Raw genomic sequence first — 17,324 nt, forward strand, 5'->3', positions numbered from 1 at the left:
GGGATGAATGCCGAGCGTGACGACGGCAAAGCCGGCAATCGGTGACCTGGTCGCGGTACGCGGCCAGCGCTGGGTGGTCAGTGACGTGCAGGAGGGCGAGCACAGCAGCCTGGTCAGCCTGCAGAGCGTCGAGGACGGCCGCTACGGCCACACCCTCGACGTCATCTGGGAGGTCGAGCCGGGGCGCCAGGTGCTGCCGAGCGGCTCGCTGCCCGACGTCACCGAGGGCAAGTTCGACTCGCCGCAGCGGCTGGCAGCCTTCCTTGACGCCGTCCGCTGGTCGGCGGTCACCTCGGCTGACGTGAAGACGTTGCAGTCGCCGTTCCGCTCCGGTGTCGCGATCGAGGACTACCAGCTCGAACCGGTCGCCCGCGCCGTCGACGCGCCCCGGGTCAACCTGCTGCTCGCCGACGACGTCGGCCTGGGCAAGACCATCGAGGCCGGCCTGGTCGCCCAGGAGCTGCTGCTGCGTCAGCGGGCCCGGCGCATCATGATCGTCTGCCCGGCCGGTCTTACCCTCAAGTGGCGCGACGAGATGGCGGAGAAGTTCGGCCTGGACTTCACCATCATCGACGCCGAACGCTGCGCCACGGTCCGTCGGACCCACGGCTCGGCGGCAAACCCGTTCGAGGTCTACCCACTGAGCATCATCAGCCTGCCGTGGCTGCGCGGGCAGAAGGCGCAGCGCCTGCTCGACGAGGTGCTTCCCGCCGACGGCCCCACCTACCCGCGTACTTTCGACCTGCTGATCCTCGACGAGGCGCACCATGTCGCCCCGGCGGCCCCCAAACAGGTCTACGCGGTCGACTCGCAGCAGACCAAGCTGATCCGTCGGTTGGCACCGCACTTCACGCACCGGCTCTTCCTGTCGGCCACCCCGCACAACGGCTACCAGGCGTCGTTCACCGCGCTGCTGGAGATCCTCGACAACCAACGGTTCGCCCGGGGTGTCGAGCCGGACCAGTCCGCGGTGCGGGACACGGTCGTCCGGCGGCTCAAGCGCGACGTCACGGACGCCGACGGAAAACCCCGCTTCGTGGAGCGGATTGCCACCGCGATCCCGGTCACCTACCCGGAGAGCGAGCGGCAGATCCATGCTCTGCTAACCGAGTTCGCCGAGTTGCGACGTAAGCGGCTGCATTCCCAGCGTGGACGCAAGGCGACCGACCTGGTGACGCTGCTGCTCAAGAAGCGGCTTTTCTCCAGCCCCGCCGCCTTCGCGCACACCGTCGGCGTCTACCTGGAAACCCTGCGCAGCCGCAAGGCGCCCGCCGTCCTGCCGGCCGACGACGACGTGCCGGAGTGGATGGAGGACTTCTTCGACGACGTCGCCACCTACGCCGACGACCAGCTTGCCGAGGCCGAGGACGACGCGCTCGGCCGGACCCGGGCCATGCAGCCCGACGCCACCGCCGACGAGATGGCCCTGCTGGAGAAGATGTACCAGTGGGCCGAGGCGAAGGAGGCGCTGCCGGACGCCAAGGCCCGGGAGCTGATCACCTATCTGAGCGCGGTCTGCAAGCCGGATGGCCGACACTGGACCAACGAGCGCGTCGTGGTCTTCACCGAATACCGCGACACCCAGATCTGGCTGGCCGAGCTTCTCCGCCAGGAGGGCCTGGCCGGGCAGGAGCTCGTGCTGCTGCACGGCGGTACGCCCGCCGACGAGCGCGAGCAGCTGCGGCTGGCTTTCCAGGCCGACCCGACGAAGCAGCCGGTGCGCATCCTGCTCGCCACCGACGCCGCCAGCGAGGGCATCGACCTGCAGAAGTACTGCCACCGACTGGTCAACTACGACATCCCGTTCAACCCCAACAAGCTGGAGCAGCGGATCGGCCGGGTCGACCGGTACGGCCAGACGACCGCCCCCGAGATCAAGCACTTCGTGGGCAGCGGCTTCGGCAAGTCCGTCGACTCCTACGAGGCGGACCTGGAGTTCCTGTCCCGGATCGCCACCAAGGTGGCGCGGATGGAGGCCGACCTCGGTTCGGTCAACGCCGTGCTCGCCGACGCCGTGCAGCGCCGGATGCTCGGCCAGCAGGTCGACGTGGACATCGACAAGGCGGGCAAGACCAAGAGCACCCGTAGCCTGCCCACCGAGGCAAACCTGCGCGAGCAGGTCGTCAAGCTCCGGGCGGAGCTGGACAAGACCGTCGAGGAACTCGGCATCACCCCGCCGGCCGTCAAGCGGGTCGTCGACACTGCGCTGGAGTTGGCCCGTCAGCAGCCGCTGAAGCGACACGTCGACGACCGGCACCTGGTCGACGGCCTGTACACCGTCCCGCCGCTGACCGGGTCCTGGCAGCGGGCCGCCGCCGGGCTGACCGCGAAACTCCAGCGCGACGACGAGCCACCCCGACAACTGCCGGTCACCTTCGAGCCGGCGGTAGCCACGGGGCAGGACGAGATCGTCCTCGCACACCTGAACCACCCACTGGTAGCCATGTCGACCCGGCTGCTGCGCGCCGCCGTCTCCAACCCGGACATCGGGCTGCACCGGGTCACCGCCGTGGTCAGCGATGACCCGGCGCTGGAGGACGTGCTGGTAGGTGCGTACTCCCGGTTTGTGTTGGTCGGCGCCGACGGCGTGCGGCTGCACGAGGAGGTGCTCTACGCAGGCGGCTGGGCACCCGAGCACGGCCGGTTCCGCCGGCTGGACAATCTCGGCACCCTGGGCGGCATCCTCGACCGGGCGATCACCACCGGCAGCGCGGCCTCCGGCCTGGTCGAGGCCCGGCTCGCCGAGCGCTGGCCCCGCGTTGCCGATGGCCTGCTCGCCGCCATCGACTGGCGCACCGCCACCCGCCACGAGTCCCTGAAGCGCAAGCTCGACCAGCGGCAGGCCGCCGAGCAGCAGCGCATCGTCGACAACCTCGACCAGTTCGCCACCACCCTGCGCGGTGCGCTCGCCGACGACGACGCCGAGGACGCGCTGTTCAGCGTCGCCGTCGCCGCGAAGAGCAAGGAGGAGCTCGCGCAGTACCGCAAGGATCGCCAATCCTGGGAGGAACGCTTGTCGGCCCTGGAAGTCGAGCGCGACCGCGAACTCTCGGCCGTCGCGGCCCGCTACCGAGACCCGAAGCCGCACCGGTTCCCGGTGGCCGTGGTCTTCGTCGTGCCGAAGCGGGAGGCCACCCGATGAGCCGTACCTTCCGACGTCCCGCGCCTGACGGCGCCGAGCAGCACCGCAACTGGCTGAGCCTGGTCGAGGTCAGCGGGCCGTTCCTGAGCCTGCCGGTGCTCCGCGCCACCTGGCCGACCCTGGACGCGCTCGACAAGAAGACCCGCGAGCGGCTGCGCCAGGAACACGCCACCTGGCAGGCCGACACCGCCGCGGGCCAGCAGCCCTGGATCGGGTACGTGCTGGGTGAGCTGCTCGGCTGGGGCGACACCCTGCATGTCGACGGCCTCGACACGCTCGCGCACACCGTCGCCGAGCACGACACCGAGCTGCGCCCGTCGTTCGCGCTCGTCGAGCCGGGTGAGGAGATCAAGCCCGACAGCGTACGAATGCTGGGGTTGATCTGTCCGGCCGGCAGCCAGCCGACCGCCCGGATCCGTGATTCGGCGTGGGCGGCGACCCCGGTCGACCGGCTCGCCCACCTGTGCCGGCACCACAACATCGAGCTGGGTCTGGTCACCGACGGCCGCTGGTGGACGCTGGTCTGGGCACCGCGCGGCGGCGTCACCACCACGGCCGTCTTCGACGCCGTGGCGTGGCCCGAGGCGGCCGAACGCGACGTGGTTCGCGCGTTTGTCTCGCTGCTGTCCCGGCACAGGTTCTTCGGCGTCCCCGACGCCGAGCGGCTGGTGCCGCTGCTGCGGGCCAGCCTCGGCAGCCAGGAGGAGATCACCGAGGCGCTCGGCGTCCAGGTCCGCCAGGCCGTCGAACTGCTGGTGGCCGCGATGGGTCGCACCGACGTCCGGGACCGCGAACTCGGCGGGCGTGGCCTCCAAGACGTCGACGCGCACGATGTCTACCGGGGCGCTGTCTCGGTGATGATGCGGATCGTCTTCCTGCTCTTCGCCGAGGAGCGCAAGCTGCTGCCCGCCGACAACGAGCTGTATGTGAAGGCATACTCGGCCGGGCGGCTCTGCGCCGAACTGGAACAGCGGGTCATCGAGGGCAGCGAGGAGGACCTGGAGCACAGCTCCGCCGCCTGGCACCGGCTGCTTGCCCTCTTCAACGCGGTCTACCGGGGCGTCGATCACCCCCGACTCACCATGCACGGCCACGACGGGTCGCTCTTCGACCCGGACGGCGCGCCGTGGCTGCCGCTGACCATCGACGACCGGACTGTGCTGCACATGCTGCGCGCCGTGCAGTACGTCGAGATCGGCACCGGACGGTCCCGGGAGCGCCGCACGCTCAGCTTCCGCGCCCTCGACGTCGAACAGATCGGGTACGTCTACGAGGGCCTGCTCTCCTTCGAAGGCTTCCGCGCCGAGGACGTGACGGTCGGGCTGATTGGCAAGGAAGGGCTGGAGGAGGAGGTCGCGCTCGCCGACCTGGAACCTCTGAGTGAGCGGGCGTCCGACGTGCCCGCGTTGGCCAAGGCGCTCGTTGAGAAGTACAAGGACTCGAAGATCGGGTCCGTCGCGGCGTTGACCAAGCGGCTGGCCCCGCTGGACGGGGTGGAGCGCGAGGAGGCCCGCAAGAGGTTGCTCGCGGTGACCGGCGGCGACTACCCGCTCTCCGAGCGACTGCTGCCCTTCGTCGGGATCATTCGTGCGGACCTGCGGGGCCTGCCCGTGGTGATCCTGCCCGGCGCGCTCTTCGTCACCGAATCCGCGCTGCGCCGCAACACCGGCACCCACTACACGCCGCGCTTCCTTGCCGAGGAGGTGGTCGAGGGGGCGCTGGAGCCGCTGGTCTACGAGCCGGGGCCGTTGCAGACGGCGGATAAGTCGCAGTGGAAGCCGAAGTCGAGCAAGGAAATCCTGTCGCTCAAGGTTGCCGACATCGCCATGGGGTCGGCGGCGTTCCTCGTCGCCGCCGCCCGCTATCTCGCCGGTCACCTGATCGAGGCTTGGTCGCGCGAGGGCGACGAGCGGGCGCTCGCCTACCAGCAGCGTGGAGTCGACCGGCCGGTGGACGTCGATGAGGACCCGCTGGTGGTGGAGGCGCGGCGGCAGGTCATCGAGCACTGCCTGTACGGGGTGGACATCAACCCGATGGCCGTGGAGATGGCGAAGCTGTCGCTCTGGCTTGTGTCTATGGACCCCCAGCGCCCCTTCACTTTCCTCGACGACCGTCTCGTCGCAGGGGACTCTCTGCTCGGCATCACCTCGCTCGACGAGCTTGAGTACATGCATATGGACCCGAAGAAGGGCCGAGCCGTTCACAAGGACGGTCTCTTCGACTGGACCTCGGGTGCCCGATCGCTGGTTGCCGAGGTGGCCGAGGATCGCCGGCAGATCGGCCAGGTCACCTCTGGTGCCGACCCGGTGGCCGCCGTGGCAAAGAAGCGGAAATTGCTCCGCATTGCAGAGTCCAAGTCTGAGCAGCTTCGCCTCTTCGCTGACCTGACGGTCGGCGCCGCCCTCGCCAACGCCAGTAAGGGCGAACGCGGCCTGAACGCGGGCTCGGTAGCGGCAGCCAAGCTCGCCAACGATGTAGCGTCCGGTCGAGGGGAGCAGCCGGTCCAGGAACGGCGGAGGACATGGCTAGCCACAGACTATGCGCCTGGGTCCTTCGACCGGAACCCCCTGCATTGGCCGCTGGTCTTTCCTGAGGTTTTCGAGCGGGGCGGCTTCCACGCCATTATCGGCAATCCGCCCTTCCTTGGTGGATCCAAGATCACAGGAGCGATGGGCACTTCCTACCGTGAGTTCCTCGTCAATGTTGTTGGGCGGGGGGTCCGGGGCAATGCGGACCTCATTGCGTACTTCCTTTTGCGCGCGCATGGCCTGCTCAACCGGGAAGGCCAGACCGGCCTAATCGCAACGAATACCCTTGCACAGGGCGATACTCGCGAGGTTGGCCTTGACCGGGTCATCAGCCAAGGTGCGACGCTCCGGCGAGCCGTTAAGAGCAGGCCGTGGCCGTCTAGGTCCGCGTTGTTGGAGTACTGTGCGGTATGGTCTAGTCGTTCGCCACTTCTCGAAAATGCCGAGCGTCTTGCCGACGGAGTCCGTGTATCAGGAATTCTGCCTTCGCTCGATCCGGCATCGCGAGTGGCGGGAAAGCCTAATCGTCTCTTGGCAAGCCAGGGTCTCTCTTACCACGGCTCATATGTTCTCGGGATGGGTTTTACGGTGGACCTCGATCGGGCTTTTGAGTTGATGGAGAAGGACCCAAGAAACCAGGATGTCCTCTTTCCCTACCTCAATGGGAATGATCTCAACTCCCGTTGGGATTGTTCGGCAAGTCGGTATGTTATTAACTTCCGTGAATCGACGGTTGATGAGGCTAAAGAGTACGCGGACTGTTACGAGCAGGTTGAGCGTTTAGTTAAACCAGAGCGTGAGAACAGCAACGACCAGCGCCTTCGCAGGCTTTGGTGGCGCTTTAAACGGCCCGTCTCCGACCTGTACGCGGCCATCGCTGGCCTGAGGCGAGTAATCGTGATCACATTGGTTAGCAAGACAGTGATGCCAGTCATGGTGCCAACCGGCCAGGTGTTCTCACATAAGCTCTGCGTGTTCAGCACTGAGGACCCGGCGATGTTGTCGGTCCTATCAAGCAGTCCACATTATTTTTGGACGATTGCTAGAACCTCGACGAGGGGTATTGGGGATGCGCCCAACTACTCGCCGTCTGACGTGTTCGAGACACTGCCACTACCCAAGTTGACGTCCGAGATGCGGGACCTAGGGGATCGGCTGGATGGGTACCGGCGCGACGTGATGTTGAGCCGACATGCCGGGCTAACCGGGACGTACAACTTGGTATTCGATCCGGGCTGCCAGGATGAGGACATCGCAGAGTTGCGGCGCATCCACCGGGCGGTCGACGAGGCGGTATGCCGGGCCTATGGCTGGGACGACCTGGTAACGCATGGGCTCGACCACGGCTTCCATAGGGCCGGTGCCTCTCCGCGCTACACCATAGGCCCTGCTTTCCAGCGCGAGATCCTGGACCGGCTGATGGAGTTGAACCACCGGCGCTACGCCGAAGAAGTCGCCAGTGGCCTGCACGACAAGAAGACCGGCCGGAAGGCGAAGGCCGCCGAAGGGACGCTGTTCTGATGGTAGACGTACAGGATGGTCTCTTCCCGCATCCGCGCGGCGAGCAGCAGGCGCTGTCCCTTTCCGGCAAGGGCGACGCCGAACAGGAAGCGCTCGTCCCGCCGCTCGACGTACCGCAGACTTTTCCCGAGGCGACCTCCTACCAGGTCCGCGATGAGCTGGAGGAGCTGATCGGGCGGGACCTGCTCGGGCCGTGGGACGGCGAGCGCGAGGAGTTCCGCCCCGGTGCGATGGGCCCGCGCGAGCGCTACCTCGTCGGCATGCTCGGCCCGAAGCAGCGCCCCCGCTCCGACCGCCGCGAGGTGGCAGAGGTGGCGGACGTGGACTCCGCCGTCCAGGGCGACGGCGCGGAGGCCGAACTGCCCGAGGTCGTCACCCCACAGAACCTGGGCAAAATGTGGGCCTCGTCCATGGGCCTGTCGTTCGCCGTCCCCGGCGATGTCGACGTACTAACCGTGACCGCCGACTGGGGCCGCTACGACCTGCGCGAGTCCGAGGACGAGAAAGGTAAGAAGCGTCGGGTCTGGTACCGCGAGCCGGTGTCGTACCGCAAAGAGGTACGCCTTGACAGTGAGTCGTCCTACCGGATGCCGCTGACGGTGTCGGACGAGGACGATCCGGGCGTGCACCTCGCAGTCGAGGTCCGCCCGCGCGACGGCAGTCGCGTGGTGCAGCTCGCCCTGATCAACACCCAGATGGAGGCGACCAGCAACGGTGACACGGCCTGGCTGTTCCAGGCCGCCCTCACCGTGACGGCGCTGGACGGCAACGCCGCTGTCTTCCTGCCCATCGACGATCCGCTGGACGGGGTGCAGGGCATCGGTGACGATCTGGAGGAGACGCACCTGCGGCTGCTCTACCGGTCGCAGCGCCGCTACGCTTCCGGCCGCAACGTCGCCGTCCACCCGTCGGTGCGTGAGGACGAGCGCTGTGCGTACCAGCTCGCCACCACCTGGCTGCCCACCCACAACGTTCCGGCCACCGTCGCCCAGGTCGGCGCGGACAGCGGCCTGGCGGGCGTGGAACTGTCCATGGACGCCCTCGCCACCGCCGACATCGACCGGCTGCGCACCCGGCTCGCGCCACTGGCCGACGGGTACGAGGACTGGCTGGACGACGAGGAAGCAAAGATTCCTCGCCTGCCGGAGCCGCTGCGCCCGGCCGCCGTGACCGCCGTCTTCAACGCCCGCCAGGCCGCCAAGCGGATCCGGGCCGGCATCGCGCTGCTCACCGATCCGGAAACCGAGAAGCACGCCGACGCCATCGCCGCGTTCCGTTTCGCCAACGAGGCGATGGCATTGCAACGTCGACACAGCGAGGTTGCCCGGCTCCGCGAGGAGCAGGGCCTGTCGTACGCCGCGGCCAAGTCTGCCATCGACGCGCGCGGTGCCGCGGCTGCCTCCTGGCGCCCATTCCAGCTCGCGTTCGTACTGCTAAATCTGCCGTCGATCACCAACCCGGCGCATCCGGAGCGGGCCGCCGACCGGGACGCGACCGTCGATCTGCTCTTCTTCCCCACCGGCGGTGGCAAGACGGAGGCATACCTCGGGCTGACCGCCTTCACCTTCGCGATCCGTCGTCTCCAGGGAGTGGTCGGTACCGGTGCGGACGCCCGCAGCGGGGCGGGCGGTGTGGCCGTGCTCATGCGCTATACGCTGCGGCTGCTCACCGCACAGCAGTTCCAGCGGGCCGCTGCCCTGGTCTGCGCCGCCGAGGTGCTGCGTCGCCGGGCGGAAGGCACCTGGGGTGCGGAGCCGTTCCGGATCGGGCTCTGGGTCGGTGGCGGGGTGTCGCCGAACTGGTTCACCGAAGCGTCCGAGCAGATCGCCGAGGCGCGGGAGGCCGGGAGCGGCAAGTTCACCAACGTCCTGCAGACGTTGAGCTGCCCGTGGTGCGGCTCGAAGCTGCGCGCCGAGCGTGACCTGACCGTCCGCGAGGACGAGCGGCGGGTCCTGGTCTTCTGCCCCGAGGCCGAAGGCGCGGACGCCTGCCCGTTCTCCCGGACCCGCTCCACCGAGGGCCTGCCGATCCTCACCATCGACGAGGAGATTTACCGGTACGCCCCCAGCCTGGTCATCGCCACCGTCGACAAGCTAGCCCAGCTGCCCTGGCGGGGCTTCGCCGGGATGCTCTTCGGCCGGGTCCGGGAGCGTTGCCCCCGGCACGGCTACCGGCACGACGACCTCGATGCGAAGACCGGCTGCGGGGCCCGGCACAACAAGAAGGGCAAGCTGCCGGCCGTCACCAGTGAGCCAGTCGTCCGGCTGCGCCCGCCGGACCTGATCATCCAGGACGAGCTGCACCTCATCTCCGGTGCGCTCGGCACCATCGTCGGCCTGTTCGAGGCGGCCGTCGACCAGCTCTGCACCTGGTCGCTGCCGGGCGGCGGCGAGGCCGGGCCGAAGATCGTGGCGTCCACGGCGACCACCAAGCGGGCCCGGGAGCAGGTGCTCGGCGTCTTCGGCCGGCAGCTCGCCGTCTTCCCGCCGCCGGTCATCGACATCACCGACACGTTCTTCAGCCGGCAGGTACCGGTCACCGTGCAGAACCCCGGCCGTCGGTACCTGGGCGTCTGCGCACACGGCGTCCGGATGAAGTCCGCCGAGATCCGCCTCTCGGAGATCCTGCTCATCGCCGGGCAGACTCTCTTCGACACGTACGGGCAGCCAGCCGACCCGTACATGACCACCGTCGGTTACTTCAGCGCCACCCGCGAACTCGCCGGCATGCGTCGTCTCCTCGACGATCAGGTCACCACCCGCGTCCGCAGCCACGGCCGGCGCAAGGGCCTCTCCGACCGGATCGCCGGCACGCAGATGCTCAACGTGCAGGAACTCACCTCCCGCGTCTCCTCCGCCGACATCAGCGAGGTGCTCAAGCGGCTGGAGAACGGCTTTGACTCGGAGCTCGACACCACTGCCCGACGGCGGGCCGTGCTGGAGGACATGCGGGACGCGTTCAAGGCCAAGACCGCGTCGAACCCGAAGCTGTCGCTGCACCCCGTCACCCAGAGCTTCTACCGTCGGCAGGACGAAAACCGGGTGCCGGTCGACGCGGTGCTCGCCACCTCGATGCTCCAGGTCGGTGTGGACGTGTCCCGCTTCGGCCTGATGGTCGTCACCGGGCAGCCGAAGAACACCGCCGAGTACATCCAGGCGTCCTCGCGGGTCGGCCGTGACGCGAAGCGGCCCGGCTTGGTGGTGACGCTCTACAACTGGACCAGGCCGCGGGATCTGGCGCACTACGAGGACTTCGAGTACTACCACGCGACCTTCTACCGTCAGGTGGAGGCGCTCTCAGTCACCCCGTACACCCGGCGGGCGCTGGACCGGGGCACCACCGCGACTCTCGTCGCGGCCGTGCGCAACGGCGAGGACAGCTTCTCCCGCAACACCGACGCCCAGGACGTGCCGCTCGACGGTCCGGAGGTGCGGCGGGTCATCGACCGGCTGCTGGCCCGCGCCGAGGCGATCGGCGGGACGCGCGGGCGCGACTACCTCGAGGAGCGGATCATTCGGCTCCGCGACGAATGGAACAAGAAGAAGACCGGCTCGTCTCGTCTCGGCTACTCCGAGGGGACGTTCAAACAACAGAAGCTGGATGGCCTGCTGACCGTGGCCGGTGGCGGGCGGTGGACCGGCCTGACGGTCGGGCAGTCCATGCGGGAGACCGAGAACGAGATCAACCTGGTGCTGCCCGCCGGCGGGGAGATCTTCAACCCGCAGTACGGGACGCCGGAGTGGTCCTTCGGCCCAGCCAGCGACAGCAAACGGGATGAGGACCTGCCCGACGGGGATGAGCTGGGCGAATCGACGCTGACCGGGAAGGGCAACTGATGGCCGCCAACTACTTCCGGCGGGTCGGTGCCGTCCGCCCCAGCCATCTGATGTTCACCACCGGGGTCGGCGCGATCGTCGACCTGCCCAACTTCTCCGTCCTGGTCCGAGGGCTCGACGACTGGAACTACTCCGTCGTGCCCGACTGGGAGGAGATCGTGGAGCCCCGGCTGCTCGCCGCCGTGCGGGCGTTGGGGGAGCGTTCGGTCAAGGAGCTGCGCCCGGCGCCGTGGCTAGACGGCACCGACCGGGAGCCGGCCGGCCCGGCCGGCCGCGTCGGGGTGCCGATCACGCCGTTTCCCGGGTGGCTGCGCTGCACCGCCTGCGACGACCTGGCGCCGATCGACTCGAACGTCTTCGGCTTCGAGAACTCCAAGCCGCGCAAGCCACACGAGGCCCGCTTCTTCCACACCGTATGCAGCCGCAAGAAGTCGGGGCGCAAACCGATGGCGGTGGGTGCCCGGTTCGTGCTCGCCTGCACCGCCGGCCACCTGGACGATTTCCCGTACGCCCACTTCGTCCACCAGGGCGGCGCTTGCCCGAACGCCAGCCATCCCAAGCTGAAGATGGATGACCGCGGCGGCAACCTGGGCGCCAACGTCGAGATCAAGTGCGCCCCCTGCGGTGCCCGCCGCAATATGAAGGAGGTCCTCGGGCCGCGCGGCGCAGACAAGCTGCCCCGTTGTCGTGGGCGTCGGCCGCACCTGGGCGACTTCGACCCGAAGGGTTGCAAAGCTGTCGAGCTGAAGCTCCTGGTTGTCGGCGCGTCCAACCAGTGGTTCGCGCAGACCCTCTCCGCCCTGGCCGTGCCGCGCACCGGTGCCAGCGAACTCCAGGCCAAGGTGGAACAGCACTGGGCCGCCCTGGAGGGCGTTCCCAACGTGGACATGCTGCCGTACCTGCGGACGGTCGTGCCGGCGTTCCGAGAGCTGGAAAAGTGGAGCGACCAGGAGATCTGGACGGCGATCGAGCGACACCGCACCGGTGCCAAGGGTGGCGAGGAGGAGAAGGGCTACCCCGACCTGCGGACACCGGAATGGGAGATCTTCTCCGCCGGGCAGCTGCCGCCGGCCACGGACGACTTCACCCTCCGCCGCGACCCCGACGGCGTCCCCGGCGAGCTGAAGAACGTCTACGCCGACGTCATCCAGGCCGAACGGCTGCGGGAGGTCCGCGCGCTGGTCGGCTTCACCCGATTGGATTCGCCCGACCCGGAGGACCCCGACCTCGTCACCCGCGCGTCGCTGTCCAAGGCGACGGCGACCTGGGTGCCGGCCAGCGAGGTACGCGGCGAGGGCGTCTTCCTGCGCCTGCCGGAAGACCTGCTCGCCGCGTGGGAGCAGCGGATCGAGTACACCGAGGTCATGCAGGAACACCGGGACGCGTACGCCCGGTTCCGCAAGAACCGCTACTCCGGTCGCATCGCCGGACCGTTCGACCCGATGCACCTCTGGCCGGGGGAGCGTTACATCGCCCTGCACACCCTGTCGCACCTCCTGATCCGCACCATCGCCCTGGAGTGTGGGTACAGCTCGGCGAGTCTCTCCGAACGGATCTACTCCGGCACGGAGGTCGACCCGCAGCGCGCCGGTATCCTCATCTACACCGCGGTGCCGGACGCCGAGGGGACCCTCGGCGGACTGGTGTCGTTGGCCGAGCACGACTCGCTGGTCCGGCTCACCCGCCGAGCGCTGTCCGACGCCATGCACTGCTCGTCGGACCCGCTCTGCGCAGAGCGGCTACCCCAGGACCCGGCGGACTTCCTGCACGGCGCCGCCTGCCACGTCTGCCTCTTCGTCTCCGAGACGACCTGCGAACGCGGCAACCGCTTCCTGGACCGGCGGTTCGTCGTACCGATCGACAAGCCGGACCTGGCGCTCTTCCCCGAGCTGCCGTGACCTGGCATCCGGCGTTCGAGGCGGCAGCCGAAGCCGCGGTGCACCGGCTCGGCCCGGGACACCTGCGGGTGCTTGCTGACCGCCTCGGCGACGGCTCGCCGGAGCAGGCAGTGCTGCACGCCGTTCCGGTGCCCGGCTTCGCCGAGGCGGCCGGCGCGGTGCTGGCCGCCCAGCGGACGTCCGGGTTGTCGGGTGGGGAGGCGGCGGCCTACCTGCGAGGACTGGCCGCCGGGCATGCGCAGCGGTCGGCTGCGGTGCGGATCGAGTCGGTGTGGAGCGGGCCGAGCACCCACCCGGTGCCCGTCCGCGCCACCGCTCGGGTGCTGGTCGACCTGGTCGCCGAGGCCCACGCCGAGCTGCTGCTGATGACGTACTCCGCCAAGCCCTACCCGCCGCTGCTGACGGCTCTGGCGGCGGCGGTCGCACGCGGTGTGACCGTGACCGTCGTGGTCGAGACACTGGCCGGAGCCGGTGGAGCGTTGAACGGCACGGAACCCGCCGCTGCCTTCGCGAACCTGCCCGGCGTCCGGTTGTGGCACTGGCCCGTCGAGCGGCGGACCGAGGACCACGCCAAGATGCACGCGAAGATCGCCGTCGCGGACCGCCGGGTGCTGCTGGTGTCCAGCGCCAACCTGACCCAGTCCGGCGTCAACCGCAACATTGAGGCGGGGCTGCTGGTGCGCGGGGGCACGGCCCCCCAGCGGGCGGCGGAGCACATCGCGGAGCTTCAGAGCCGCGGGGTCCTGGCCAGGCTCCAGACGTCCGGGCAGGGGTGGTGACCATGCCGCATTCGGACGGCCCCACCCTCGCCACAGGGGACATCGCGCGCCTGGCGGGCGTCGGGCGGGCGGCGGTCAGCAACTGGCGGCGGCGCTTCCCCGACTTTCCGCAGCCCGTCGGCGGCAGCTCCGCGAGCCCTCTGTTCGCGCTGGTGGAGGTCGAGGCCTGGCTGAGCACACACGACAAGCCGTTCCGACTCACCCCCGTCGACCGGGTCTGGCAGTGGCTGCGAGGCTCCGCTGCCGACTTGGAGCTGGGCGATCGAATCGGCTACCTCGGTGGCTTCCTGGTCTTCCTCGAGCGGGATCCGGCCGGCTGGAAGGCACTTGCCGACCAGCCCGACGCCGTGGTGGTGGATCGGCTGGTCGAGGCCATGCGCACGGCCGTCCCGGAGTTCGGGCACCTCATCACCGACCTGCCGGACCGGGATGCGGCGATCATCGTGCGCCTGGCCGCCGAGGCGGCCGACCATGAGGGCTCCCGGGCCGTCTTCGACTTCCTCTGCCAGCGCTATCTTGAGGTGCACTCCCGCCGCCACACTGTCACGCCCGCGGCGTTCGCCTTCCTCATGGTCGCTCTTGCCGCGTCGGAGGCGGAGACGATTCTCGACCCGGCCTGCGGGATCGGCACCCTGCTGCTCGCCGCTGCTGGGCGCCGGGCTCAGGAGTTCCGCGGCCAGGAGGTGAACCGGACGGCAGCCCGCATCGCCGCCGCCCGCCTCCTGCTGCAGGCCGGGGATGCCCGAGTCGCCGCGTCCGACTCGCTGCGATCCGATGCGTACGCCGGGGACCTGTTCGACGCGGTGGTGTGCAACCCGCCGTTCGCCGACCGGTCCTGGGGCCAGGACGAACTGGCCGGCGACGCACGCTGGGAGTACGGCCTGCCGCCCCGGGGCGAACCGGAACTCGCCTGGGCGCAGCACTGCCTTCGGCACGTCAAGCCGGGAGGGCGGGTCGCGATCCTCATGCCGGGTGCTGCCGCCGGCAGGCGTTCGGGCCGACGCATTCGGGGGAATCTGCTCCGTGCCGGGACGCTGCGCGCGGTGATCTGTCTGCCGGCGACCGGACCGGCCGGGACGGTGGCACCGGATGTGTGGTTGATGCAGCGCCCCGACGGAATGCCGCGTCCCGACGAGGTGCTGATGGCCGACGCGTGCTCCGAACCGGCAGGTGCCGTAGAGGCATGGGCTGCCTTCTGCGCCGGCTCCGAGCTGCCGGCCGGTAGCCGAGCGGTGCCGATCATCGATCTGTTGGACGACGATGTCGACGTCTCTCCGGCACGGCACCTCGCTGCCGCCGGCACGCGACCGTCCGCGTTTCCACCTGTGCTGGCGGCGCTGAGCAAGGCGGTCGATGCCCTCGTGCCGGCACTGCCGGACCTGACCGACATTCCGTCGCCTGACGTCCCGGTGATGACCACCGTCGGCGAGTTGGTCAGAACGGGCGCGGTCACCATCCGGCAGGCACCGATGAAGATGGGCACGGACGAGGACGGACCCACGCCGGTGCTCACCGCTCGGGACGTCCGGCTCGGGCGCCCCGCATCCGGGACAGCCGTGCCCCTGCCCGGTGCGGTCACCCTCCGGACAGGCGACGTGGTGACCCCGCTTGCGCCGCGTGCGCCTGCCGTCCATGTCGTCACCGACGAAGGCCCGCTGCTCGGCCCGCGGCTGTACCTGCTCCGGGTCGACCCAGAGCAGATGGACCCGTACTTCCTGGCCGGCTTACTGCGGACCACGCAGCGTGGCGCGGGTTCCGGCGGCTCGTCCCTCGCGGGCCGCATCGACATCCGGCGGACCCGCATACCCTGGCTGCCCCTGTCGGAGCAGCGTCGAATCGGAGCGGCGTTTCGTCGGTTGATGGCGTTCGAGACGCAGTTGCGGGAGGCGGTGGCTCTGGGCGAGCAGCTCGTTGAGCGGGGGTTCGTCGGTCTCAGCGACGGGACCCTGCGCCCGACGGTGGCGGACTAGCGTGCGCATGCTGGTGGATCGAGAACGGGAAGGGCTGTCGCGGTGGGGATGCTGATCAATGGCCGGTACGAGCTGGACGACCTGCCCATCGGCCGTGGCGGCATGGGTGAGGTGTGGCTGGGACACGACACCAAACTGGACCGGCACGTGGCGGTGAAGTTCATCCGTTTTCCGAACGGTGAGCAGGACAAGGACTACATCCGCCGGTTCGTCCGCGAGTCGCGGATCACCGCCCGACTGGAGCACCCCGGTGTCCCGGCCGTGTACGACGTCGGGTCGCACGAGGGCCGCCCCTACCTCGTTATGCAACGCATCCAGGGGATCAGCGTCGCCGACCTGGTCGCCGAGCAGGGTGCGCTGCCCATCGGCTGGGCGGCCGGGATCGCCGCCCAGGTCTGTGCGGTCCTCACCGCCGCGCATCAAGCCTCGCTCGTGCACCGTGACCTCAAGCCGAGCAACCTCATGCTCCAGCCCGACGGTGCGGTCAAGGTGCTCGATTTCGGACTCGCCGCGGCGCCCACCCTCGCGGACTTCTCGAAGATCACCGCCACCGGGTTGCCGCCCGGCACGCCGGCCTACATGGCACCCGAGCAGATCGAGACCAACATCAGCGGCCCCGGCACCGACCTCTACGCCCTGGGCTGCACGCTGCACGAGATGTTGACCGGGGAGCGGCTCTTCACCGGGTCCACCTCCTACGACGTATGGAGCAAGCAGGTCAGCCACAAGCCGCTGCCGGTGCGCGGCGTACGGGACGACGTACCCGCCGGTCTGGAGGAACTGCTGCTGCATCTGCTGCAGAAGAAGCCCGACGACCGGCCGGAGAGCGCCCAGGTCGTCTACGACCGTCTGCTTCCCTTCGCCACCAATCTCGGTCCGATCCCGGGGATCCTCGATGGAGTATCGACGGTGAGCCCCACCCGGATGTACGGCTCGATGCTGGGGCGGGTGTTCACCTCGGCCCCCGCGACCCCGCCCGCCGGGCCGATCCTGCCGTCAGCGCCCGCCACTGAGCCGGTCAAGCCGCCGACACCGCCCCAGCGGCGGCCAGACGAGACGTCGGGGGTCGGGCGTTCGGATCTGCGGCGTGCCCGGGCGGAAGCCAGTCGACTGGTTGGCTCGTCCCGCTACGGCCAGGCCGCGGAAGTCCTCGCCGCTGCGGTTGCGCCGGCGATCACCGCCCTCGGCGGGGCCGACGAGGACGTGGTGCGTGCCCGGCTCGAACTGGCTGACGCGCTCTTCGAAGAAGGCGACTACCGGCGGGCTGGGCCGGCGTACGAGAAGCTCGCCCAGGACGTCGCCCAGGAGCAGGGCACGCGTGTTGATCTCGCGCTGCACTGTCGGCTGAGGGGCGCCACCTGCCGCGCGCTCCTCGGTGAGACCAGCGAGGCGTTGCGGCAGCTCGATGCACTCGTGCGGGACGAGACCGAGGCGTTCGGCGCGGACGACTCACGCACGTTGGAGCTGCGCCGCCAGATCGGCCTGCTCCAGCTCGGGGCTGGTCAGCGGCACGCCGCCGAGCAGACCCTGACCCGCCTCCTGGCGGACCTGACCCGGCTGCACAACGCCACCCATCCCAGCGCTCGGGAGATTGCCGACCTGCTATCCGGGCTACGCCGGCCCGACTCCCGATGAACACACCGCCGATCG

The 17,324-nt window shown here is 69.3% G+C and carries 7 protein-coding genes; all 7 read left to right on the forward strand.

What is annotated here, in order from left to right:
• Positions 1 to 16: 16 nt before the first annotated feature.
• The 7 genes from drmD to ACGGAQ_RS22255 are packed head-to-tail and all read left to right on the forward strand — an operon-like array spanning position 17 to position 17,309.
• Entirely contained in the window at positions 17 to 3,142 is a 3,126-nt protein-coding gene (gene drmD, locus ACGGAQ_RS22225; protein WP_393052095.1) for a DISARM system SNF2-like helicase DrmD, read from the forward strand.
• Entirely contained in the window at positions 3,139 to 7,191 is a 4,053-nt protein-coding gene (locus ACGGAQ_RS22230) for an Eco57I restriction-modification methylase domain-containing protein (RefSeq protein ID WP_393052097.1), read from the forward strand. Before drmD ends, ACGGAQ_RS22230 begins: the two co-directional genes overlap by 4 nt.
• Positions 7,191 to 11,027 carry a DISARM system helicase DrmA gene (gene drmA, locus ACGGAQ_RS22235; protein WP_393052099.1) on the forward strand — a complete coding sequence of 1,279 codons (3,837 nt, stop codon included), beginning with the start codon at positions 7,191 to 7,193 and terminating at the stop codon, positions 11,025 to 11,027. The genes ACGGAQ_RS22230 and drmA overlap by 1 nt, the downstream gene beginning before the upstream one ends.
• Complete coding sequence (drmB, locus tag ACGGAQ_RS22240) at positions 11,027 to 12,925, forward strand: DrmB family protein (RefSeq protein WP_393052100.1); 1,899 nt, start codon at positions 11,027 to 11,029, stop codon at positions 12,923 to 12,925. The genes drmA and drmB overlap by 1 nt, the downstream gene beginning before the upstream one ends.
• Positions 12,922 to 13,704, forward strand: coding sequence for a DISARM system phospholipase D-like protein DrmC (gene drmC / locus ACGGAQ_RS22245; protein WP_393052101.1), 783 nt, complete (start codon positions 12,922 to 12,924; stop codon positions 13,702 to 13,704). Before drmB ends, drmC begins: the two co-directional genes overlap by 4 nt.
• 2 nt (positions 13,705 to 13,706) lie before the next feature.
• Entirely contained in the window at positions 13,707 to 15,674 is a 1,968-nt protein-coding gene (locus ACGGAQ_RS22250; RefSeq protein ID WP_393052103.1) for an N-6 DNA methylase, read from the forward strand.
• A 48-nt stretch (positions 15,675 to 15,722) separates the two neighbouring features.
• On the forward strand, positions 15,723 to 17,309 hold the full coding sequence (locus ACGGAQ_RS22255; RefSeq protein ID WP_393052397.1) for a protein kinase: 1,587 nt from the start codon (positions 15,723 to 15,725) through the stop codon (positions 17,307 to 17,309).
• Positions 17,310 to 17,324: the final 15 nt, after the last annotated feature.

This window comes from Micromonospora sp. NPDC047557, from assembly GCF_043205095.1.
GTDB lineage: Bacteria > Actinomycetota > Actinomycetes > Mycobacteriales > Micromonosporaceae > Micromonospora.

Coding starts and splice junctions, on each gene's coding strand:
- ACGGAQ_RS22230 (WP_393052097.1), top strand. CDS start 3,139: ATGAGCCGTACCTTCCGACGTCCCGCGCCTGACGGCGCCGAGCAGCAC.
- drmA (WP_393052099.1), top strand. CDS start 7,191: ATGGTAGACGTACAGGATGGTCTCTTCCCGCATCCGCGCGGCGAGCAG.
- drmB (WP_393052100.1), top strand. CDS start 11,027: ATGGCCGCCAACTACTTCCGGCGGGTCGGTGCCGTCCGCCCCAGCCAT.
- ACGGAQ_RS22250 (WP_393052103.1), top strand. CDS start 13,707: ATGCCGCATTCGGACGGCCCCACCCTCGCCACAGGGGACATCGCGCGC.
- ACGGAQ_RS22255 (WP_393052397.1), top strand. CDS start 15,723: ATGCTGATCAATGGCCGGTACGAGCTGGACGACCTGCCCATCGGCCGT.